This window comes from Weizmannia sp. FSL K6-0777, from assembly GCF_038593185.1.
In the GTDB taxonomy this organism is placed as follows: Bacteria; Bacillota; Bacilli; order Bacillales; family Bacillaceae_C; genus Weizmannia; species Weizmannia faecalis.
This window is the reverse complement of the sequence record NZ_CP151971.1, coordinates 2,557,223-2,580,184: the sequence shown is the minus strand read 5'-3', so window position 1 is coordinate 2,580,184 and position 22,962 is coordinate 2,557,223. Positions and strand designations below refer to the sequence as shown.

Below are 22,962 nucleotides of genomic sequence, written 5' to 3'. Positions count from 1 at the left end.
AGACTCCTCACGCATTTTTCATGATAATCGTCTCTAAAATGTTGGCCACCGTCTGGCAGTAGTCGGCCACATCTTCCATCTTTTCATACAAATCCTTATATTTGATCAGGCGAATCGGGTCTTTTTCGTTTTGAAAGAGGTGAATTAATGATTTTCTTAAAATTTCGTCACAATGGAATTCAAATTCTTTAATTTTAATGGCATGCGGGCGGATCTTGTCGAGTTTTTTCGAAAAAAGGATGTCAATTGCTTTTTCAATTTCGTCGGTACAGCGGCGGATCATTTCAACAAATTCGACCATAAAATCGTCCGCCTGGTAAATATTGTACAGTTCAAATAATCCGGAAACTTCTTCAATGCCGTCCAGCACGTCATCGAGGCTGTTCGTTAGTGACAAAAGGTCTTCCCGTTCAATCGGGGTGATAAAGGCATCGTTCAGTTCCAGAATCATGTCATGGACGTAAGTATCCCCGGTCGTTTCGTATTCTTTCATTTTTTCAGTAAAAATTTTTAAATCGTCTTTATTATGGATTTTATAGTCGGCAAAGTAATTGGTGGCTTCCCGGAGGTTGGTCGAAATATGGCCAAACAGCACTGTAAACTTGTCTTTCTTGTTTTTAAATACCATGTAAGATCCTCCTCATATCCTTTTCATTATCAAACGTCTTTATTTTATCTGATTTCCTGCGAAGATAAAAGAAGAATGTCGAAAATAAAATTTTGTATACGGTTCCAATTTTCGACTTTCGTCAAAAAGCTAAAAACAGGTTGCTTTGTTGGAAGAAAGTCCGGCTATGAGGCTTGGGCTTTTGTCCCGCTTTTTCAGAAAAAATCCAATCTTTTTAGGGGGCAGGGCCATGGTCACATTTACCATACTTTTTTCCCGTTTTCCTATGCTATGCTGTACTTATATTGCGCCTATGATTTGGCTTACATATGGATTTTTCAAAAAGGGTGGGACTGCTGTGAAGATCGTTTATGCTGCTACGGAAGAACAGATGGATAAGATCGCGGAATTGGTCCGCCATATGTTTACAGAAGTATTTCCTGATTACTTTACGGATGAGGAGATCACCGCATTCCAGCGCGACAGGGTGCTTGCCCTGCCGGATGACCCAACAGAACAAATCGGCACTTTAAAAGCAGGGTATCAGATGATTGCCAGTCTGCAGACCATCATTTCCATTTTGGAAACGGAAGAGAATAAGCGGGACGAGCATTACGCCGGCCTGTTTGAATTTAATAAATTTACGCTTGAACAGTTTGGTTTGCATTTTCCTTTTTCGTTTTCCCATTTTCAGAAGAAGCATACGGATACGTTCAGTATGTTTAAAAAAGCAGCCAATCGCCTGCTTGTGTAAAAAATAATGCCCGGAAAAACCGGGCATTATTTTTTTTGAGGGTTCCTTGCAAGCACGCAGCCTTATTTTTTTACATGTGCTTTAAACCACTGGCGGAACTCCTGTTTTGTATGCTCTCCGACAAGGCGTGCGGCTTCTTTGCCGTTTTTGTAATGGACGATCGTCGGTGTCGCTTTGATTTTGTAGTCATCCCAGCCGCTTTCGAATTCAGTCAGGTTAAATTCCTTCAAATCGATGCCCATATCTTTCGCGAGCGGTGATACAACAGGCGTCGTCCGTTTGCAATGCGGGCAGGTCGGCATGAAATAATAAACGGTGACATCTTTGCCGGATTTTAAATCACGGTTCAGTTCTTTTGGCAAAATAATATTCTGGTAAAGAGGGTCATCCAGCTGGTCACGCGTTTCCGCCGATAATTTGCTTACACTTTTTGCGGGTGCATACGGATTGTTTTTCGCCTGCTGGGATTGCTTATACTTTGTGATTCCGGCAATCCCGCCAAAAACAATGAGAACAATGGCCAAAAAAAGGATAATTTTTTTCATGATAATCCTCCAGTTATGTTTACTTGGAAGTGCCAGCCTGCTTCCAAACGATGAGACTTGAAATAAAAATCAGGACAAATGCTGTGAGAGCCAAAAAGGGGATGGTGATAAAGCCGAACCAGTTGATGTATTCCGCCGTACAGGGGATGCGGCCGCATGCAGGAAGCCTGTCCGAAAAAAAAGCAAGTTTTTGCAGACAGTAATGGTAAAGTGACACACACATGCCGATTCCGGACAAAACAGCGGTATAAAGCGACATGCGGGTATCTTTCCTGGCAACGGCCATCCCGATCAGGACCGTCATTGGATACATGAGAATGCGCTGGTACCAGCACAGTTCGCACGGTTCATACCCCTTAATTTCCGAAAAATAAAGACTGCCGAGCGTAGCAACGACCGAAACCGCCCAGGCAAAAAACCAAATCTCTTCCCTCCGTCCTCTACTCAATCCCTTACCTCCTTCATCAATCCCTTCCTTGTAAATTATAGTATCCATCCCAAAAAATGAAAAGCGGAGGCGACTGTTCCGGCCGGAATAGACATGCGCTTCATGATGGACGGGTTATTCCACTCGATGGGCTAGGAGCAACAGCCGGACAAAGAAAGGCGGAGGCGACTGTACAGCGGCGTACGGATTTTATCGTCTTCGGCCGAGCGAAAGGAAACACGATGAATCGTCGCCCGCCTATCGTAGGAGAGGGGACTGGAAATTCACAAGCCGACAGCCCCCGCACCTGGACAATGAGAAGCGGAGAGCGTTCGCCCGCGGGCAGTACAATCACTTGTCGAATAAGCCCGGCAAGTTTACAATAAAATATGTCTATCATTCTGACTTTTTGCATGATTATGCATTCAAGGGAGGGCCTCAAATGAAAATTGTTTGTTTCGGGGATAGTATTACAAGAGGTGTCACTTGTATAAAAGGAAGGCTCCGGATTTTAAAAGACAATTATCCCACAGTACTTCAGCAGTATTTTGGTGACAGCAGCACAGAGATTGTTAATAAAGGCGTGTTCAATGATAATTCCGACCTGCTTGTTCGGCGTCTCGACAAGGATGTGATCGGCGAGCATCCCCATGCCGTGCTGATCTGTATTGGCGGTAATGACTGCAATTTCAAATGGAACGAAGTAGCAGAGAAACCGGATGATACGCATGTCCCGGTTGTACCCCTTGAGCGATATGCGAACAATATCAGGCATCTAGTCAAAACCGTAAAAGAACAGGGCATTACGCCCATTTTGCTGACGCTCCCGCCGCTTGACCCGAAACGCTACTACCAGTCCATCAGTGCACGCTTTGGGAAAAGCATCGGCCACTGGATCGGATTGTCGGGCGGTATTGAACACTGGCACGGCCAATATAACAGGTGCCTGAAAAAACTCATCAACCAGTTGAACGTCCCGGCCATTGATGTCCGGACAGCGATCAAAAAAGCCGGTGACCTGAAGGACTTGATCAGTGATGATGGCATCCATTTAACAGCAGAAGGTTATAAAGTAATGGCGAAAACAATTTACACGGATTTAACTGCGCAATTTGCCGGGCAAAAAGCCGGGAGCGGAATTTAAGCAATACAAGCAGGCAAGAGGGGTTTCCGGCGGTTTGACCGAACGTCACAGATGCTGCCCGCCCCTTGCACAAAACAAACCAACCATATTTGTGATCAAAAAGGCCGGTGACCGGCCTTTTTGCAATGCTGTTAAAAATCTTCATGGTTTAAATAAATTTTTACCGTTTTGTAATATAAAGTTTGTATAATAGGAACCGCAGGGTTTCCTGCATGAATATTGATTCATTTTCCCGTACAGGGGGTATAGAAAACGGAAGACGTCGACATCGCAATACTTGCTGTACAACAGGAACGGGGGATGGCAGATGTCAGCAGGAAAAAGAAATTCGTATTTTGACAATGCAAAATTTATTCTGATTTATCTTGTCGTTCTCGGGCATCTGATCAGCCCGTTTAAAACCGAAGACAATTTCCTCTTTACGCTGTATACCGTCATTTTCCTGTTTCATATGCCAGCATTTATTCTTATTTCAGGCTATTTTTCAAAAGGATACCGAAAAAAAGGCCATATTTCAAAATCCTTTAAAAAGATTTTGGTCCCGTATTTCATTTTTCAATGTATTTATTCCGTTTATTATTACTATACAGGCGAAGAATCGCACCTGACAGTAAATTTTCTGAAACCGCACTGGACATTATGGTTTTTGCTGAGCTTGTTTTTTTGGAACCTTTTGCTCCATCTGTTTGCCCGCTTCCACTTTTTCGGTCTCGCGGCTGCGGCGGCGCTCGGCATAGGGATTGGCTACTGGGATGAGGCCGGAAGTTTTCTGAGCCTCTCCCGCACGTTCGTATTTTTTCCGTATTTTCTGCTCGGATTTTTGCTGGAAGGGAAGCATTTGCAAAAAATGCGCAATATACCTTACGCGCCGGCAGCCGGCATTTTGATTTTGTGTGCCGTCACGCTTGCAACCGGCCAGTTTTTCCCGAAAGATGCTGTGCCGTGGCTCCTTGGCGATACCTCTTACGCCGGCATGGGGATGGAATATTGGTTTAGCGGGCTAATCCGCCTGGCCCAATATGCTGTCACGCTGCTTGTCATTCTCGGGTTCTTCCTGTTAATCCCGAGCAAAGGGTACAAGTGGACAAAAATTGGCGAGCGTACGCTCTATGTGTATTTGCTGCACGGTTTTATCATTAAGACAATAGAAGCAGCCGCTTCCCCCAATGTGCTTGACTGGCTGGCGGGCAATTACCTGTTGCTGATTGTTTTTTCACTTGGCATCTGTTTATTTCTCGGCAGTTACTATATCCGGAAATTTACAAGGCCGATTATTGAACTCCGGTTGTAGAAAAAATAAAATAGCTAAAAAGCGGCGGAAAATCAAATGGTTTTTCGCCGCTTTTTGGTATGCTGCGTCCCAATCATGAAAGCTGTTTTTTTTATTGAGCGGAGGGCTCGTGTTTTTTACATGTATTTCCGTTGCACGCTTCTTCCGTCATAAGAGAAGACAATCGGCTTTTCTTCCACAACCGTTTCGAGGTGGACATTTCTGCCCCATAACTGGTAAAGGTAGGGCAGCACTTTTTCCAGGTATTTTAAATCAAGTTCAATATCTTCATACCAGTGTTTAATATACAATTCCCCGTTTTTCCGGTAGTCTCCGTCCGTAACGGTCAAATATGGGAAACCGCCGTTTACCCGCATGCTGACAAGCTGGTCGCGTACATGTTCCCACTCTTTGTCCACCACTTTATAGTCCCGCCCCTGTTTTTGGAACAAATACATATCTTCCCTTGTGGCCAGTTCTTTTGTCAAGTAATTGCGCAGAAATGAAATATCGCTTTCAATTTCGCGCACTTCGAATATTTTTTCACACCCGGTCCCAGGCCGTATGCCCCGTTTTTTCATTTCTTCCGTCGGGTTGTTCCAGCGTTCTTCAATATCTTCAAAAATTTTGATTCCCAAATAATACGGATTGATGCCGGTTTTGGACGGCTGGACAACGCCCGCATTCAGTTTCGCATATTCAATTGCTTCATCTGTTGTCAAATCAAGTTCGCGCATGATCCGCTGATGCCAGAAAGAGGCCCACCCTTCATTCATGATTTTTGTCTCGAGCTGCGGCCAGAAATAGAGCATTTCTTCGCGGATCATGGTCATAATGTCACGCTGCCATTCCGTCAATTCCCGGCTGTATTGTTCAATAAAAAGGACAATATCTTTTTCCGGCTGTGGCGGGAACTTTTTCGTTTTTTTCACTGCTTTTTGTTCCGGCTTTTTCTCATCAAGCGACCATAATTCATCATAAGGTCCCTCTTTGCGTTTCGGTTCCTCATCCCATTCTTCCGCGTCTTCCATGCTCCAGTTCAATTTCGGCCGCATGAGCGACGGGTCGATATGCTCTTCAATTGCCAGCACGGCATCAATAAATTGCTCCACTTCCTTTTTACCGTATTTCAGCTCATATGCCCGGATTCTTTCCGCCGTTGCAGACATGCTCTCCACCATATCACGCTTCGTGTTTTGAAAACGGACATTGTTTTTGAAAAAATCACAATGCGCCAAAACATGCGCCACAATCAGCTTGTTTTGAACAAGCGTGTTGGAATCCAGCAAAAAGGCGTAGCACGGATCGGAATTGATGACAAGCTCATAAATTTTACTCAGCCCGAGATCATACTGTAACTTCATTTTGAAAAACTGCTTACCGAAACTCCAGTGCGAAAACCTGGTCGGCATGCCGTAAGCGCCAAAAGTATAAATAATATCCGCCGGGCAGATTTCGTAGCGCATCGGGTAAAAGTCAAGCCCAAAACCGGACGCGATTTCCGTTATCTCATCAATCGCATATTGCAGGCTTTCATGATCACGCATGAAATGTTCCTCCCTTTAAAAGTCACCCTTTTTTCCAATGTATGAATGAAAGGGAAAAAACATGAGGACACAAAGAAGGATTTTCGCATGATCACGAGAAATGAAACAGCCCGCGCACGAGCAGGCGACAAAGCACTGGAAATCACCCGTTATTTCCGGTAAAAAAGATCCGAATGATTCTGACCCGGCTGCATAAAAGCTTGCCACGGGCTGAAAACCAGCAAAATGCATTCCAAATGATAACAGCCTTTTGTTTTCCCTCCAGGCAAGTTTTTCAGCGCGCAAAATCAGGAAAAACACATACAATAATGTTGACTCCTTTTATTAGGATTTGCTTTTTTCAAGCAAATGCACAAGAAAGGGGGAGCCGGGATGAATCCCATTGATTATGACCGCGCTTTATATTACACACACCGCTCGCAATGGGATAATTTGCTGATTTTGATGGTGCGGACGAAAGATGATTTTCTTTCCAAAAAAATTGAGCATGTCTTACATGCTTATCATTTTTCGCATGACTATAACGTAATTGAAAGATGCCTGTTTGCGCTGCACCGCTATATTGACCATGCCAACGAAATGGCGGACCGGAGCGGGGCGGAACCGGGTTTTGTGTACCAAAGCGGAGGCCATGCCTGAAAAAGGCGCCTCCGCTTTTTTGCTTTGCACCTTGTTCCAGTCCTGCTTTATTCTGGGCGGATGCGGGGTGTTTGCAAATTCATTTCAGCCAGCCTTTTTTGAAAAACCAGTAAGTCATGCCGGCGCCGATCAGAAACATGACAATAAGGGTAGCGAAATAACCGTATTTCCATTCCAGTTCGGGCATATATTTGAAATTCATGCCGTACACCCCTGCAATAAAAGTTAAAGGCATAAAAATCGTAGTGAAAATGGTAAGAATCTTCATTACCCGGTTCGTTTGGTGTGAGTTTAAAGACAAATAACTGTCCCGGATATCGGTCGTAAACTCACGATTGGACTCCACCATCCCGGATAGTTTCAGCAAGTGGTCATGGATATCATGAAAATACGCGCGTTTTTCCTGAATGCCTGGAATCGTATGGGAATTCAGCATCCGGTACACAAGATCCGTCATCGGCATAATCGTATTCCTTAACACAAGCAAATCATGCCTCGTTGAATACAGGCTTGTAAGCAGATCCTCCATCGATTCATTTTTTGAGTTATCTTCAATTTCATTCAGACGGTCTTCAATCTTATACAAATAAGGAAAATATTGATCGACAATCTTGTCCAGTACTTCATAAAGAATAATGGCCGGCCCCCATTTGCCCGGTTTATCCGTTTTTTTCAGCTTATCCCGCACTTCGCTGATTTCTTTTGACGGGAGATGGTGAAAGGTCACGGCAAAATGCTCCCCGAGAAACAGGTTCAATTCTTCTTTCTGCAGCCTGTCGGGATTCAGGCTTTGGAATACAAAAAAGACATGGTCTTCGTAATCATTCAGTTTCGGCCGTTGCAGCTTATGAATACAGTCTTCGATGGCCAGCGGATGGAAACCGAGCGGATGGCGCAGTTTTAATATTTCTTCTTGTGAAGGCTGGTCGAAATCAATCCAATACCATTTCCAGCTGGTCCCTTCCAATTCTTCAATGGAAGCGGGGGCTTTCAGTACATTTTCTTTTGTCATCGCCATAATATGTATCATAAAAAGGCACATCCTTTTCACATGAGGTTTGCCAATCGTCCGTTTAGCATTATTTTACTATGTCGCAGACGGCCTTGCATTAAATCAAAATGAAAGGCAATTCGCTCGTCTTTTTTTCGGGATAACGGGCGCGAAAAAAGAAGGGCATCCGCGATATCGAAAGCAGCAAGAACATAAACGTCACGGCCATTCACGCTGGGCCTGGCAGAAAAACCGGGCGCAAAGACAGGCGCCCGTGCTGTTGATACAAAAAATGCGAAAGGATGATGAAAAATGAAACCGGTGATCGGCATTACATGCAGTGCCAATCAGACTTCCCAGTATTTGGCTGATGACTACATCAAGGCTGTCCGCATGGCGGGCGGCGTCCCGGTATTGCTTCCGGCCGGCGGTGAAGCGGACATCCCTTTATTATTGTCCAAAACGGACGGAATTCTGCTTTCCGGGGGAGGTGATGTAGATCCATCCTGGTTCGGGGAAGAGCCGGTTCCGGGGCTCGGTGAAATTGAGCCCGGCCGCGATGCATTTGAGATTGCGCTATGCCGGTTTGCGATTCAGGCGGATGTGCCGATTCTCGCCATTTGCAGGGGCATCCAGATTCTCGCTGTTGCATCCGGCGGGGATATGTTCCAGGATATTTACAGCCAGGGAAAACCCCCGCTGTTGCAGCACAAACAGCGGGCCGCCCGTTCCCATCTTTCCCACACGGTCCATGTTTTGCCGGGAAGTTTACTGGAAAAATGGGCCGGAAGCGAAACGATGAAAGTAAACTCTTTTCATCACCAGGCAGTCCGGACCGTGAAAGCGCCGCTTATGGTTTCTGCTCGTGCGCCTGATGGAATCATTGAAGCGGTGGAAAATCGCAATGCCCGTTTTATGATTGGCGTTCAGTGGCATCCTGAAGCTTTGGCCGCCATAAAGGATCCTGTTTCCTTGAAAATATTTTCCGCCTTTATCGCTTCCTGTAAAACCGTTTAGTCCGTTTGCTGTTATGAAATGCTTGCCTCCTCGTATTTTTTAAACCGGAAAATTTGCAGGCGCTTGCTTAACTCCTGTCTTCTACCGGTGGAGAACAAGAAAAAATAAAAGCGCTTCCTGTATTCCGAAAATATTGCTATTGTGGAATTAAAATAAATATTGAACGCTATTGAATTTTTCGTCTATTTATTTAATAATAAAAATATACCACAACAGTATGCCCATTTTAAACGTGAGAAGGTGTCTGCGTATGGCAAAGTATGTACTCAAAAGGCTTGCCGCCATGGTTGTCACACTGTGGGTGATCACCACCCTGACTTTTATCATGATGCAGGCCATTCCGGGATCGCCTTTTAACCAAGAACGCAATACATCCGAAGCCGTGCAAAGAAATATGGAGGCGCAGTACCATCTGGATCAGCCGGTTTATATCCAGTATTTGTATTATGTGAAATCCATTCTTTTATTTGATTACGGCCCGTCCATCAAACAGCCGTCCCAGACGGTAAACGACATGCTGGGCAGGGGCTTTCCGGTTTCATTCGAACTTGGTATGACAGCACTTCTGGTTGCGGTTTTATCCGGCATCGTGCTTGGCGTTTTTGCTGCATTAAAACATAACGGCATCATCGACTATCTGGCGATGACCATCGCCGTGCTTGGCATCTCGATTCCGAACTTTATTCTGGCAACGATGTTAATCCAGGAGTTTGCGGTCAATCTGAAAATCCTGCCGGCTGCAACGTGGACATCCCCGGCGCATATGATCCTGCCAACTGCCGCCTTGTCAGTCAGCCCGATGGCCATCATCGCCCGCCTGACAAGGTCAAGCCTATTGGAAGTGCTGACGCAGGATTACATCAAAACCGCCCGTGCAAAAGGTCTTTCTCCTGTTAAAATTATCATCAAACATGCCCTCAGAAATGCGCTGATGCCGGTTATTACCATTTTAGGGACATTGACGGCGAGCATTTTGACGGGAAGCTTTGTCATTGAAAAAATATTCTCCATTCCGGGCATGGGAAAGTATTTTGTCGAAAGCATCAATAATCGGGATTATCCTGTCATCATGGGGACAACCGTATTTTACAGCATTTTTTTGATTATTATGCTGTTTCTCGTGGATATCGCGTACGGCATTCTCGATCCGCGGATCAAATTACATAAAAAAGAACAGTGAGCCCTGGTTTCGAAAAGAAGCAGCCCGGCTTTACATAAGTATCGGGCCTTGGCTTTTCGTAACACAAGGTGCAGGCGAGCAAAAACAACCATCGTCCCGATTCACAAAATCTGGTGCATAAAATAGAGCAATAAGGGGTGGACATCTTGCAAACAGCCAATCAGGATAGAGTGGATACCATTTCAGAGATTCCGGATGAATGGTTTGTCCCGAAAAAGAAAGAAGCCGGAATGCAGGAAGCCGTTGTCAGGCCGGGCATATCATACTGGCATGATGTATGGAACCGGCTTGCCAAAAATAAGCTCGCGATGCTCGGCCTTGTCGTGCTGATTCTTTTGATCATGATGGCCATCATCGGCCCGCTGATTGCACCTGAAAGCGTGACGAAACTGTCACTAACGAACCAGAATTTGCCGCCCTCCAAGGAGCATTGGTTCGGGACCGACCAGCTCGGACGCGATATGTTTTCAAGAACATGGTATGGCGCGCGTATTTCGCTGTTTGTCGGGTTTATGGCGGCTATCATTGAATTTTTCATTGGGGTGATATACGGCGGTATTGCAGGTTACAAAGGCGGTCGCACCGACCAAGTGATGATGCGGATTATTGAAGTGCTGTACGGCCTTCCTTATTTGCTTGTTGTGATCTTGTTGATGGTTGTGATGGGGCCGGGGCTCGGCACAATTATTGTTGCGCTTACCGTAACAGGATGGGTCGGCATGGCCAGGATTGTCCGCGGCCAGGTATTACAGATAAAAAACTATGAATTTGTAATGGCCTCCAAAACGTTCGGCACCAAAACGTCACGGATCATCCGCAAACACCTGCTCCCCAATACAATGGGCCCAATTATTGTCCAAATGACGCTGACCGTGCCAAGTGCCATTTTCAGTGAAGCATTCCTCAGTTTTTTAGGATTGGGGGTTCAGGCGCCGCATGCGAGCTGGGGCGTGATGGCGGATGACGGGTTGTCGGCGATTTTAACGGGCGAGTGGTGGCGCTTATTTTTCCCGGCATTCTTTATTTCGCTGACGATGTTCGCATTTAATGTGCTTGGCGACGGGCTGCAGGATGCGCTCGATCCGAAGCTGAGGAGGTGACGGAAATGAACAAGATTCTGGAAGTGGAAGACCTGCACGTTTCGTTTTCGACATACGGCGGAACGGTGCAGGCTGTGCGCGGGGTGAACTTTTATTTAAACAAAGGCGAGACGCTTGCCATTGTCGGTGAATCCGGATGCGGCAAAAGCGTGACATCGCAAGCGATCCTCAAGCTTCTTCCCAATAATAATGTGAAACAATTAAGCGGCTCGATCCACTTTAAAGGAACGGATATTTTAAAATACAGCGAAAAGCAAATGCGGAAAATCCGCGGGGCGGAAATCTCCATGATCTTCCAGGATCCGATGACAGGTCTGAACCCAACTTTGTCCATCGGGAACCAGTTGCTTGAAGCGGTTCAGGAGCATCAAAATCTATCCCGCGAGGCAGCGAAAAAAACGGTCATTGACATGTTGCACATGGTCGGCATTCCGAGCCCGCATGAACGGTTAAAACAATACCCGTACCAGTTCAGCGGCGGCATGCGCCAACGGATCATGATTGCGATGGCTTTGATTTGCAATCCGGAGATCATTATCGCGGACGAACCGACTACTGCTTTGGATGTCACCATTCAAGCGCAGATTTTTGAACTGTTTAAGAAAATCCAGCGGGAGACGGGCGTATCCATTATTTTGATCACGCACGACCTCGGTGTTGTGGCCCAGGTTGCCGACCGGATAGCGGTGATGTATGCCGGTAAGATTGTCGAAACCGGCACAAGAGAAGAAATCTTTTATCATCCGGAACACCCTTATACAAAAGGATTGCTAAACTCGGTCCCAAGGCTTGATATGGAAGAGGAAGAACTGATTCCGATTCCCGGTACGCCGCCGGATTTATTTGCGCCGCCTCCCGGTTGCCCGTTTACGGCGAGATGCCCAATGGCAATGGAAGTATGCAGCCGTGTGGAACCTTTTCGCACGAAAAAATCAGCTTCCCATCAGGTTTATTGTTGGCTGCAGGACGAACGGGCAAAATTTGCGTTTTCAACTACGGGTGTACGCCTGTAGATGAAATAGAAAACAGGCATTTACGGCGCCCAGATACTGCAAGGGGGACAAACGGGTCAGGGCTGCCCGCAATGCGGAAAAGAAAAGGGGGAAATGTATGAAGAAATTTTGGAGTATGATTGTCAGTTTGGCGCTTATTGCTTCGCTTGCTGCCTGTACGAGCCAGTCAAGCTCAAAAAACAGTCCGGGTGGAAGCAGCAAAGAAAAGGTATTAAATTTAAACAATGGGTCTGAGCCCACCTCATTTGACCCGCCAATCGGGTTCGATTCCGTTTCATGGAATGCACTGAACAATTTAATGGAAGGGCTTGTCCGCCTCGGCAAAGACAATAAGCCGCACCCTGCGATTGCAAAAAGCTGGGATGTCACAAATGGAGGCAAGACGTATACGTTCCACCTCCGGGACAATGCAAAATGGTCAAATGGGGATCCGGTGACAGCGGGTGATTTTGAATATGCGTGGAAAAGAATGCTCGACCCGAAAACTGCTTCGCCTGCCGCATTTTTAGGATACTTTATTGAAGGCGGGGAGGCGTATAACACCGGAAAAGGATCAAAAGACGGCGTCAAAGTGAAAGCGGCCGATGACAAAACACTGGAAGTCACGTTAACCGGGCCGCAATCTTATTTTCTGAACGTCATCGCAAACCCTGCTTTCTTCCCGATCAACGAGAAAGTGGCAGAAAAAAATCCGAAATGGTTTGCAGAAGCGAAAACGTATGTTTCGAACGGGCCGTTTAAGCTCACAGAATGGAAACACGATGATCATTTCATCATGGAAAAAAATGAAAACTATTGGGATGCCAAAAATGTAAAACTTGATAAAGTGAAATGGGCGGAGGTTGACGATCCGAACACTGAATACCAAATGTACCAAAACGGGGAACTGGATGTTTCAGATGTTCCTGCAGATATGGCAGCCCGGCTGTTTAAGGAAGGAAAAGTGAAAGTAGAGGACCAGGCCGGCACTTATTTTTACCGGTTTAATGTCAATAAAGAACCGTTCCAGAATAAAAATATCCGGAAAGCATTCGCGATGGCCATTGACCAGAAACAAATTGTCAAATATGTCACAAAAAATGATGAAAAGCCGGCTTACGGTTTTGTTTCTTACGGGTTTACCGAACCTGACGGCAACGACTTCCGGAAAAAAGGAGGCAATTTGTATACTTCAAATGCAAAAGAAGCGAAAACCCTCCTGAAAAAGGGAATGCAAGAAGAGGGGTATACGAAACTGCCTGAGGTCACCCTCACTTACAGCACGGACCCGGTTCATAAAAAAATTGCTGAAACAATCCAACAGATGCTAAAAGAAAATCTCGGCATCCAGGTAAAACTTGCCAATATGGAATGGAATGTCTTCCAGGCTGAGCAGAAAAAATTGAAATTCCAATTGTCCCGCAGTTCATTCCTTGCTGATTACGGGGATCCGATTAACTTCCTCGAAAGCTTCACAACCGGGCAAGCGATGAACAGGACTGGATGGGGCAATAAGAAATATGACCAGTTGATCCAGCAGGCAAAAAATGAAACCAATGAAACGAAACGTTACGAGCTGATGCACGAAGCGGAAAAAATTCTGTTTGACGACATGCCGATCTTCCCGCTCTATTTTTACAACCAGGTATTTTTGCAAAAAGATCATGTAACAGGCATTGTCCGCCACCCTGTCGGCTATCTTGAACTGAAATGGGCCAATGTAAAATAATGTTCTGTTTTTGGCAGGGGACGGTTTGCCCATGAGAGCCATATGGCAGGCATTATCCGCAGCCCGGCTGTCTGGACGAATGGAAAAGAATGGGCAGTATCAAGCGGGGGAGTTCCCGCTTGATACTGCCCAACATGGAAATCTGAGGGAAAGGGGGTTGAACATGGGAAAGCAAGTTTATTTGGTAGATACCCCTGTCGCCACCGTTTGGACTTCCGCACAATCACCGGGTGCCGGAGACGAAGAAGCCCTCCGGAACCCGGCGAATATGAAGCAGTGGCTCACCGGACTCTCATTGGAACAGCGGCACGAACTTTGGCGGAAAAATAAAATCCAGACACAGGTGCTCTACGGCCTGAAAGTCATTGTCCACAAAACAGAGGGGAAGTGGGCGTATATTTCTGTTCCGGAACAGCGTTCCAGCAAACATCCGGACGGCTATCCCGGCTGGGTTCCCCGCTGCCAGCTGAAGCAGGGAGAAGGATGGCCGCAAGATGCTGCTGTTTGTGCCGTCAAAAAACCATTTGCAATGCTCTATGATGAAAATCAACTCCCTTTATTTGAAGTGAGCTTTCAAACACGTTTTTTTGTAGTGGATGAAACAAAGGACCAGTTCGTTGTAAAAACGGTGCACGGGAAACCGGCATCGCTCAAAAAACAAGATGTGCAGTTGAAAGGGAGCAGTCCCGGCAGCCAGAACAGGTATATGCTTGACGCCGGAAAAATGTTTCTCGGCCTGCCGTATTTATGGGGCGGCATGAGCGGATATGGCTATGACTGCTCAGGATTTTCCTATACGATGGTGCTTGCTGCGACAGGCAGGACCATTGCCCGTGACGCCCATGAACAGGCAAAAGGAGGAGCAGCCGTCCCGCTTGGAAGCATCGCACCCGGCGATCTTTTATTTTTTGCCCATGAGGAAGGAAGAGGCGTCATCCACCATGTCGGGATTTATGCGGGGGAGGGGAAGCTACTCCACTCGCCGAAAACAGGCCGGCCTGTTGAACTGCTGGATATGGAAGGAACGATTTACGAAAAAGAACTATGCTGTGCGCGGCGTTACTGGATGTAAAGCCGCGCAATGGGAAACCGCAACGCAACTGGTTGCGAATGAAGTGCAGAGCGGCGTTGGTGGCCGGAAGAATGCGGCAAACCTGCCGCAAAAGCAATACGGGTTACAGCAGCCGAGTGAAGGGAGTGCACCATGATGGAAAAACTGTTGGAAGTCAAGCATGTCAAAAAATATTTTGAGATTGGGAAGAAACAATTTTTAAAAGCGGTGGACGATCTTTCTTTTGATATTTATAAAGGGGAAACGTTCGGGCTTGTCGGGGAATCGGGATGCGGAAAATCGACGGCAGGGCGGCTGATGATGGGGATTTACACCCCAACTGAAGGGCAAATCCTTTACGGCGGCAAAGATATCCACGCACTGGATGAGCGGGAGCGTTTTCTGATGAAAAGAAATGTCCAAATGATTTTTCAGGATCCGTATGCTTCTCTGAATCCCCGTTCCACTGTCCGCGAGATCCTTGCTGAACCGCTTGAAGTCCATGGCATTTATAAAAACAAACGTGAAGAGCTTGAAAGAATATATGAATTGCTCGAAGAAGTCGGGCTAAACAGAGAGCATGCAGGCCGGTACCCGCATGAATTCAGCGGGGGGCAGCGGCAGCGGATCGGGATTGCAAGGGCGCTCGCGCTTGACCCGGAGTTTGTGATTTGCGATGAGCCGATTTCCGCACTGGATGTTTCTGTCCAGGCCCAGGTTGTCAATGTATTGAAAAAACTGCAAAGGGAAAAAAACCTCACCTACTTGTTTATTGCCCATGATTTATCGATGGTAAAGCATATCAGCAACCGGATCGGCGTCATGTATCTCGGCCATCTAGTCGAATTGACGGAGAGCAAGAGCCTGTACCGCAAACCGCTGCATCCTTACACGGAAGCGTTGCTGTCGGCCATTCCGATTCCGGATCCGAAAATTGAAGATAAAAGGGAAAGAATTATTTTAAAAGGGGAAATCCCGAGCCCGGTTACGCCGCCGAGCGGGTGTGTATTCCGGACAAGATGCCCGAAAGCAATGGATATATGTGCAAGTGTAAAACCGGAATGGCTGGAGATTGAAGACCACCATTATGTCGCATGTCATCTTTACGATGGAAAGGGCAGTCCGGCAGCAACCGTTTCTTCCAGTGCAAATCAGGTAGGAAAAGTTTGATTGTTTGAAAAGACATGCAGCTGCGGCAAGCCGGTGGAACAGCGCGGGAGTGGTATGTAGAAACCGTACGAATGGTTTTCTTATAAGCGTTTGGGAAAAAGAAGCCGGGCCCAAGCCCAATAAGGCCGGGCCTCGGTTCTTAGAACAGGTATGCGGCACCTACAATAATCAGCAGAATAAACAGTACAACAATCAGCGCAAAGCTGTTGCCGTATCCGCCGCCATAGCCACCGCCATAGCCGCCGTATCCGCAGCCCCAAAAGCCCATATTTTTCACCTCCATCTTTCCGTCATGCAATGTTAATGTATGCAAGACGGAAGACAGAAGTTTGGACGTTTATCAAAGAATACAAAAAAGCATTCTGGAATTGCGACTTTCCTGTACGTCCGCCACGGTTTTCCACCAGAATGCGATCATGTTTGCCAATCTGTTATCGTTTATAGGGATACAATTTTTTGTCTATTGTCAAAATAGTTGTTTCCCTTCCATTTTTGCCATTAGCGGTGCCGATGGTTGGTTATTTCACGACAAGCACATCCACCTCCGCATTTTTTACAAGGCTTTTGCTCACACTTCCAATGAATAGACTTTTCACAGCATTTTTTCCGCTGCTTCCAGTAATGATGCAGTCTACATTCTCGTTGCGGGCGAAATCAATGATGCTGTCGGCCACCTTGCCTTCTAAAATATGGGTATCGGCTTTGACCCCTTTTGCATCTAATAATTCGCGGGCATGATTCATGACTTCCTCCGCATCGTTTAAGATGAATTGCTGTGTGGAAGGTTCATCAACCGGCGGTGGGTCAACCGGGTAAACCCGACCGTCCAGCCCCGGCACGGAAATGGTTGGCGGCACGCCGATGTTTTCATCCGGTACCGGTGCTGCCACTTCACTTTCCTGGTTCACGTGGACAACGGATAATTTTATATCTCTTAAGGCAAGGGCCAATGAACAGGCTCTGTCCAGCGCTTTCCGGCTCCCCTCTGAGTCATCGTATGCAATGGCAATATGCTTGTACATGTACCATCATCCTTTCATGTATGGCTTGAAACACCCTCTTTTCTTTACCCGGAACCAGAAGGAAAAAAACGGTTTCAGTGCATTTTTACGGTTTTAAAGCACTGTATTTTCTATAGTTGTCATTGATTTTTCCGGCCATTCATAATATCCTTTTGCTAAAGGGCAAATCAGCATGGTGTTTGAGATAGAAGGTTTACAGATTGGGGAAAGATGAGGACATCAACAGATATGAACAAATTCAAACCTTATATAGATAAAATCAAACCTTATTTCCGGGTGTTTTGGGACGGGTTCAAAAAAATTTGGAAAAGAGCCCATATGACTCAAATCATCATTCTGGCAGCTTCTCTTTCATTGCTTGGCTTTTTAGCTTTTTTTGCTTATTATGCAAAAAGCGCGAATGTCGGGCAGTTAAAAAAAGGGCTGGAACAGACGACCGTTATTTATGACAAAGACGGGGACACAGCAAGCAGAATTTCGGCAAACCGCTCGGAAGGCGTATCGATTAAAAAAATGCCGGGAGACCTGCAAAATGCGGTGGTAGCCATCGAAGACCACCGTTTCTACAAACACCATGGGTTTGATATCATCGGTACCTTGAGCGCGCTTTTAAAAGATATCCGGATCGGAGGGGCGGCTGCCGGGGGAAGCACCATTACCCAGCAGTTAACGAAAAATGCGCTGCTTTCCCCGGAACGGACATTAAAAAGGAAAATTCAGGAGCTTTTTTTGGCGATTGAAATTGAGAAGCATTACACAAAAAAAGAAATTTTGGAGATGTATTTAAACCAGGTCTATTTCGGGGAAGGCGCCTGGGGTGTTGAAAAAGCGGCCAATAAATATTTTGGAAAAGACGTGGAAGATCTGGACTTATCCGAATCGGCAACTTTGGCGGGCCTTGTTAATTCACCGAATGCACTCGACCCGTACCGTCATTATAAACGCGCCATTCACCGCCGTAATGTCGTGCTTTTCGCCATGAAAGAGTACGGGATGATCACGCAATCCGAGTATAAACAGGCAAAAAGCGAAAAGCTTGTGCTAAAAGATAAAAAAACAGATGCACTGACAGGCAAATACCCGTATTACGTCGATGCGGTGCTGGACGAGGCAATCGATCAGTATGGACTGACACAGGAAGAGATCTTAACAAGAGGGTATAAAATTTATACCGCCATGGATCAAAATATTCAAAAAGCATTGGAAAATGTTTACCAGAAATCATCACTCTTTCCTTCCGGCACATCCGGTCAGATCATCCAAAGCGGCGCAATACTTGTAGATCCGTCAACCGGCGGCGTCCGCGGGCTTGTCGGAGGAAGGGGAGAAAAAGTATTCCGCGGCTTCAACAGGGCAACGCAGCTGAAACGGCAACCCGGATCGATCATGAAGCCGATTACCGTTTATACGCCGGCGCTTGAAGAAGGGTACAGCCCCGACTCGATGCTAGAAGATAAAGAAATGACGTTTAAAGGCGGTTATGCGCCGAAAAACTATAACAACCAATATCTCGGTAAAGTGCCGATGTACATGGCGGTCGAAAAATCGCTTAATCTTCCTGCTGTCTGGCTGTTGAATAAAATCGGGGTGGAAAAAGGGTACGAGTCGGCGAAAAAATTCGGCATCCCGGTCACAAAGAAGGATAAGCAGCTCGGCATTGCGCTCGGGAATATTCAAAACGGCGTTTCCCCCGAAGACATTGCAGAGGCCTACACCACGTTTCCAAACAACGGAAAACGTTCCGAAGCGCACATCATTACAAAAATCGTGAGCCCGACCGGAAAAGTTTTGGCAGAGCATAAAGACAAGCAGGAAAGGGTCATATCGAAAAAAGTTTCCCAGGAAATGACATCTATGCTGCTGAACGTTGTGGAATCCGGAACCGGCAAAGGGGTAGCGGTCCCCGGCTATAAAATTGCCGGAAAAACAGGCTCCACCCAATTGCCGTTCAGCGGGGTCGACGGTACAATGGATCAATGGTTTGCGGGCTATACGCCAAATCTTGTCGGGGTGGTCTGGATGGGATATGACCAGACAGACCGGAACCATTATTTATACGGTCTGAGTGAACAGGGCATTGTGCCGGTTTTCAATGGTGTGATGAATGCCACACTGAAATATACAAAACCGGGTGACTTCGGGGTGGAATCCATCAATGACCAGAAGGAAAACGGTAACCCGTTAAAAGAAAAACTGCAAAACATCGATGAAGCGATAAAAGAACAAGCCGATAAATTGCAGAAAAAAATTGAGGATAACCAAGGATTTTGGAAAGGTGCGACAGATAAGATTAAAAAGCAGCTGAAAGGGATTCTTGGTCAATAAACAGTACACACTTATAAAGCCGAAATGTCTTCCATCAAGGTGAGACATTTCGGCTTTAATGATTGATTGCTTTTAAAAAGGATTGCGGGGACTGCATGTTTTTCCCCTGTTTGCCGTTAAACTCGGCAGCTTGCGAGAGTGAAAAGTACTTGAAAAACGGACTTTTGTCCTATAAAATAAAACTGAAAAATAAGAAAAGGAGTGCTGCCATTGGAATTGGTAATGGAAAAACATGCCGGTTATCACGTGCATGATCGTTTGTTTAAGGAGCTGATCCAAAACTTTTTTCAGGAGTTTATGGAGGCGTTTTTCCCGGATCTTTCAGCGGATCTCGACTACCGTCGGGTGCGGTTTTTGTCGCAGGAACAGTTTACGGATTTTCCGGGCGGTGAGCAAAAACGGGTTGACATCCTTGCTGAAACGAAGGTAAAAGGGAAAGACACCGTGATTCTCATCCATGTAGAGCCGCAGTCGTATTACGAGAAACCTTTTCCTGAACGCATGTTTCGTTACTACATGATGATCAGTCTCCGGCACCGGAAACCGGTATTGCCGATTGCCGTCTTCAGTTATGAGGAGAAAACAGAAACCCCTGATACATACACCTTTGCGTTCCACAACATTGAAATTCTTCGTTTTCACTATTTATCCATTCATCTGATGAAGCAAAATTGGAGAAATTATATCCGGAGCAACAACCCTGTTGCCGCGGCATTATTAAGCAAAATGGGGTATACAGAAAAAGAACGGGTGCAGGTCAAACTGGAGTTTCTGCGGATGCTGGCCCGGATGGAACTCGACCCTGCAAAAATGAGGCTGCTATACGGTTTCTTTGATTATTATTTAAAATTGAACGAAAAAGAGGAGGCGGAAGTAATGGAAAACATTAAAATGCTGGACCCGGACGAGGCGGAGCAAGTATTGAAATTGCCGAATTCTTACTTTGATCGCGGGTATAAGAAGGGGAAAGAGGAAGGAAGAGAAGAAGGTGAAGAAAGATTAAGAAGATTTATTGTCAACTTGTTAAAAAATCAAGTGGATGTGAAGGTCATTGCCCAGGCATCTGGCTTGAGTGAAGACGAGATCATGAAAATCAAAAGGCAGATAGAAGGGGAAAAGCCTTGAACCCGAGTTATGACGAAGCAGAGCAAGTATTGAAATTGCCGAATTCCTATTTTGACCGCGGGTATAAGAAAGGATTGGAAGAAGGTGAAGAAAGATTAAGAAAAAGATTTATTTCTAATTTGTTAAAAAAGCAATTAGATTTGAAGCTCATTGCAGAAGTAACCGGCTTGAGTGAAGACGAGATCATGAAAATCAAAAGGCAGATAGAAGGGGAAAAGCCTTGAACCTGAGCTATGACGAAGCAGAGCAAGTATTAAAATTGCCGAACTCCTATTTTGAACGCGGGTATAAAAAGGATTAGAAGAAGGAGTAGAAAAGGGGAGAAAGGAATTATTACAAACAATTGTGGTTAGGATGCTTAAGAATGGCCTGGACCCACAATTGATAGTTGAGATGACCGGCCTAAGCCAGACAGAAGTGGAAAAAATAAAACAGCGACTGGAGTATTCATAAGATGGAAGTCAAATTTCCCGGTGTGGATGGAAAAGAAGTTTTCTTAGACTTGCCGAATTCTTACTTTGACCGCGGGTATAAGAAGGGGAAAGAAGAAGGTGAAGAAAGGTTAAGAAGATTTATTGTCAATTTGTTAAAAAATCAAGTGGATGTGAAACTCATTGCCCAAGCATCCGGCTTGAGTGAAGATGAGATCATGAAAATCAAAAGGCAGGTAGAAGGGCAGGAGCCGTAAATGCTTTTCACCATCACCGAAAAAACAGGGAGGGGCTTATACATAAGCCCCTCCCTTTCAGAACTTGTGCCATTCCTCCTCACCCCGCTCACTCATACAATGCTTCAACAGAAAAAGGGGAACGATTCTTTTATTGAAAAGATAGAAATAAGGAAAAATTATTGTATAATAGGTCTAAAGACATAGGTGGGGCGTATCTGATGTTCATTTTTGACTGGCATCGATAGGAGGGAAGGCAGAATGGGTCTGTATTATAAGTTGAAATCAGATAAACACAGCAGCGTATTGGAAAATGCAGAAAAAATGGAGGTTTCCATCGATCTCGATCAACCTGGCATTCCGGAACGATTGAAATTGATTCACCTGACAGAAGAAGATTTAAAAATCATAAAAAGTGCACAACCCCTTGTACAAAAATATATTGACAAAATTGTCAAGGCCTTTTATGATGCGATTTTGCAAGTGCAGGAGCTGAGGGATATCATTGAAAAACACAGTACGGTTGAGCGGCTCCAAAAAACGTTAAGGGTCCATCTTATTGAAATGTTTCAAGGCAACATCAACAAAAATTTTGTCGAAAAACGCTTGCAGATTGCAAGCACGCATTACCGGATCGGCCTTGAACACGGCTGGTATATCGGTTCTTTCCAAAATATTCAAAATGTCTTGAACGATATCCTTTTTCAAGAAATCGGCAGGAAAGAAGAAGTCCGGATCATCTCGGCTGCCATCAGCAAAATATTGAGTTTTGAACAACAAATCGTTCTTGAAGCTTACGAAAATGAGACGATCAGGAGACTGAATGAGCAGTATCAAAACGGGCAGCACGATTTGAAAGAACAAATGGTACAAATCAGTGAAGGTTTGGTTGCGCTGGCAGAGGAAACCCAAGCTTCGGTAGAATCTTTAGGTTTCAATCTGCAAAAAACGGATGAAATGGCTATTGAGAGCAGCCGGGAAGCAAGCTATGCCGAGTCATCGGCAGCAGAGGGGCAAAAAAAGCTGGGCATCCTGATCCGCGATGTCAAAATGATTGCCACCCGTACAAAAGAAATGATGGAAACGATCGAGAATCTGAGCGACTCTTCCCGCCAGATTGAAGATGTGGTGCTGTCTGTGAAAGAGATCGCTGACCAGACCAACCTGCTCGCGTTAAACTCAGCCATCGAGGCAGCACGGGCCGGAGAGTATGGTAGAGGATTTTCGATTGTCTCTCAAGAAATCCGGAAGTTATCAGAGGAGACGAAAAAGCTGGCAGGGCAGATCCAATCGATGTTATCCGCCTCAGGGCAATACAATTTGGATGTTAAAAATTCTTTAATCCAAGTTGACAGCGCCATTCACTCCGGATTGGGCAGCGCGGAAGAGGCAGGGCAATCGTTCCAGCAAATTACCGCCACGGTCAAACAAAGCAAACAAACTGCTTTAACCGTCCAAGGCCATATAGCAGAACTCGTCAATACTGTAAAAGAAATTGAAACAGCCAGCGCCGGGGTCGCGGCCGCGGCTGAAAAACTCCACAATGCAGCGGGAATCTGAAAAATTCCCGCTTTTTTAACAGAAACTACCAATAAAATTTATCGCAAAGCAAGATAGGCAATCAAGTTTAAAACAAATGGGGCCATCACAATGCCCAAGG

Annotated in this window: 22 protein-coding genes and 2 pseudogenes; 17 read left to right on the top strand and 7 right to left on the bottom strand. The window is 45.8% G+C overall.

What is annotated here, in order from left to right; genetic code table 11:
• Nucleotides 1–7 precede the first annotated feature (7 nt).
• Complete coding sequence (locus tag NST70_RS12400) at nucleotides 8–628, bottom strand: DUF47 domain-containing protein (protein ID WP_014097437.1); 621 nt, start codon at nucleotides 626–628, stop codon at nucleotides 8–10.
• A gap of 337 nt (nucleotides 629–965) precedes the next feature.
• On the opposite strand from NST70_RS12400, the gene NST70_RS12395 reads away from it, so the two are divergent.
• Nucleotides 966–1,361 (top strand): YhcU family protein, encoded by a 396-nt coding sequence (locus NST70_RS12395; RefSeq protein ID WP_026104608.1) that lies wholly within the window; start codon nucleotides 966–968, stop codon nucleotides 1,359–1,361.
• A gap of 62 nt (nucleotides 1,362–1,423) precedes the next feature.
• Here NST70_RS12395 and NST70_RS12390 read toward each other — a convergent pair whose 3' ends face one another.
• Together NST70_RS12390 and NST70_RS12385 are read right to left on the bottom strand one after the other, a co-directional pair.
• Nucleotides 1,424–1,906, bottom strand: a complete 483-nt coding sequence (locus NST70_RS12390; protein WP_014097439.1) for a thioredoxin family protein — start codon at nucleotides 1,904–1,906, stop codon at nucleotides 1,424–1,426.
• A gap of 19 nt (nucleotides 1,907–1,925) precedes the next feature.
• A complete protein-coding gene (locus NST70_RS12385; RefSeq protein WP_014097440.1) occupies nucleotides 1,926–2,354 on the bottom strand; it encodes a disulfide oxidoreductase in 429 nt (142 codons plus the stop codon).
• A gap of 421 nt (nucleotides 2,355–2,775) precedes the next feature.
• Here NST70_RS12385 and NST70_RS12380 point away from each other — a divergent pair, with 421 nt between their 5' ends.
• Entirely contained in the window at nucleotides 2,776–3,477 is a 702-nt protein-coding gene (locus NST70_RS12380; protein WP_014097441.1) for a GDSL-type esterase/lipase family protein, read from the top strand.
• 307 nt (nucleotides 3,478–3,784) lie between these two features.
• Nucleotides 3,785–4,768: an acyltransferase family protein gene (locus NST70_RS12375; protein ID WP_061565852.1), complete on the top strand. Its 984-nt coding sequence runs from the start codon at nucleotides 3,785–3,787 to the stop codon at nucleotides 4,766–4,768.
• A 116-nt stretch (nucleotides 4,769–4,884) separates the two neighbouring features.
• On the opposite strand, the gene NST70_RS12370 is transcribed toward NST70_RS12375, so the two are convergent.
• Complete coding sequence (locus NST70_RS12370) at nucleotides 4,885–6,294, bottom strand: SpoVR family protein (protein WP_342475198.1); 1,410 nt, start codon at nucleotides 6,292–6,294, stop codon at nucleotides 4,885–4,887.
• 372 nt (nucleotides 6,295–6,666) lie between these two features.
• On the opposite strand from NST70_RS12370, the gene NST70_RS12365 reads away from it, so the two are divergent.
• A complete protein-coding gene (locus tag NST70_RS12365; RefSeq protein ID WP_014097445.1) occupies nucleotides 6,667–6,933 on the top strand; it encodes a YhdB family protein in 267 nt (88 codons plus the stop codon).
• 79 nt (nucleotides 6,934–7,012) lie between these two features.
• Here the strand turns inward: NST70_RS12365 and corA are convergent, their stop codons facing one another.
• On the bottom strand, nucleotides 7,013–7,963 hold the full coding sequence (gene corA, locus NST70_RS12360; protein ID WP_014097446.1) for a magnesium/cobalt transporter CorA: 951 nt from the start codon (nucleotides 7,961–7,963) through the stop codon (nucleotides 7,013–7,015).
• 273 nt (nucleotides 7,964–8,236) lie between these two features.
• Between corA and NST70_RS12355 the strand changes: the two genes are divergently transcribed.
• From NST70_RS12355 to NST70_RS12325, 7 genes are all read left to right on the top strand, one after another.
• Nucleotides 8,237–8,941, top strand: coding sequence for a gamma-glutamyl-gamma-aminobutyrate hydrolase family protein (locus NST70_RS12355; protein ID WP_014097447.1), 705 nt, complete (start codon nucleotides 8,237–8,239; stop codon nucleotides 8,939–8,941).
• A 250-nt stretch (nucleotides 8,942–9,191) separates the two neighbouring features.
• Complete coding sequence (locus NST70_RS12350; RefSeq protein ID WP_061565851.1) at nucleotides 9,192–10,121, top strand: ABC transporter permease; 930 nt, start codon at nucleotides 9,192–9,194, stop codon at nucleotides 10,119–10,121.
• Between the two features lie 146 nt (nucleotides 10,122–10,267).
• Nucleotides 10,268–11,221 carry an ABC transporter permease gene (locus NST70_RS12345; RefSeq protein ID WP_014097449.1) on the top strand — a complete coding sequence of 318 codons (954 nt, stop codon included), beginning with the start codon at nucleotides 10,268–10,270 and terminating at the stop codon, nucleotides 11,219–11,221.
• A 5-nt stretch (nucleotides 11,222–11,226) separates the two neighbouring features.
• A complete protein-coding gene (locus NST70_RS12340) occupies nucleotides 11,227–12,234 on the top strand; it encodes an ABC transporter ATP-binding protein (protein WP_017551332.1) in 1,008 nt (335 codons plus the stop codon).
• Nucleotides 12,235–12,331: 97 nt separating this feature from the next.
• A complete protein-coding gene (locus NST70_RS12335) occupies nucleotides 12,332–13,942 on the top strand; it encodes a peptide ABC transporter substrate-binding protein (RefSeq protein ID WP_014097451.1) in 1,611 nt (536 codons plus the stop codon).
• A gap of 163 nt (nucleotides 13,943–14,105) precedes the next feature.
• Nucleotides 14,106–15,014, top strand: a complete 909-nt coding sequence (locus NST70_RS12330; protein WP_046721102.1) for a C40 family peptidase — start codon at nucleotides 14,106–14,108, stop codon at nucleotides 15,012–15,014.
• Nucleotides 15,015–15,146: 132 nt separating this feature from the next.
• Entirely contained in the window at nucleotides 15,147–16,163 is a 1,017-nt protein-coding gene (locus NST70_RS12325; protein ID WP_035184070.1) for an oligopeptide/dipeptide ABC transporter ATP-binding protein, read from the top strand.
• 139 nt (nucleotides 16,164–16,302) lie between these two features.
• On the opposite strand, the pseudogene NST70_RS12320 reads toward NST70_RS12325, so the two are convergent.
• Both NST70_RS12320 and NST70_RS12315 read right to left on the bottom strand, forming a co-directional pair.
• Nucleotides 16,303–16,383 (bottom strand): annotated as a pseudogene (locus tag NST70_RS12320) (YjcZ family sporulation protein); the annotation flags it as partial.
• Between the two features lie 298 nt (nucleotides 16,384–16,681).
• Nucleotides 16,682–17,185: a universal stress protein gene (locus NST70_RS12315; RefSeq protein ID WP_014097455.1), complete on the bottom strand. Its 504-nt coding sequence runs from the start codon at nucleotides 17,183–17,185 to the stop codon at nucleotides 16,682–16,684.
• Between the two features lie 228 nt (nucleotides 17,186–17,413).
• On the opposite strand from NST70_RS12315, the gene NST70_RS12310 reads away from it, so the two are divergent.
• The 6 genes and pseudogenes from NST70_RS12310 (at nucleotide 17,414) to NST70_RS12285 (ending at nucleotide 22,862) form a co-directional block, all read left to right on the top strand.
• A complete protein-coding gene (locus NST70_RS12310) occupies nucleotides 17,414–19,510 on the top strand; it encodes a PBP1A family penicillin-binding protein (protein WP_014097456.1) in 2,097 nt (698 codons plus the stop codon).
• Nucleotides 19,511–19,720: 210 nt separating this feature from the next.
• A complete protein-coding gene (locus NST70_RS12305; RefSeq protein WP_014097457.1) occupies nucleotides 19,721–20,635 on the top strand; it encodes an Rpn family recombination-promoting nuclease/putative transposase in 915 nt (304 codons plus the stop codon).
• The gene (locus NST70_RS12300; protein ID WP_014097458.1) at nucleotides 20,632–20,859 is read left to right on the top strand and encodes a hypothetical protein; all 228 of its coding nucleotides are present in this window, start codon (nucleotides 20,632–20,634) and stop codon (nucleotides 20,857–20,859) included. The genes NST70_RS12305 and NST70_RS12300 overlap by 4 nt, the downstream gene beginning before the upstream one ends.
• Nucleotides 20,856–21,088 (top strand): annotated as a pseudogene (locus NST70_RS12295) (hypothetical protein). Before NST70_RS12300 ends, NST70_RS12295 begins: the two are co-directional and overlap by 4 nt.
• A 1-nt stretch (nucleotide 21,089) precedes the next feature.
• Entirely contained in the window at nucleotides 21,090–21,323 is a 234-nt protein-coding gene (locus NST70_RS12290) for a hypothetical protein (RefSeq protein WP_014097459.1), read from the top strand.
• A 240-nt stretch (nucleotides 21,324–21,563) separates the two neighbouring features.
• Complete coding sequence (locus NST70_RS12285; RefSeq protein WP_017551326.1) at nucleotides 21,564–22,862, top strand: globin-coupled sensor protein; 1,299 nt, start codon at nucleotides 21,564–21,566, stop codon at nucleotides 22,860–22,862.
• Nucleotides 22,863–22,962: the final 100 nt, after the last annotated feature.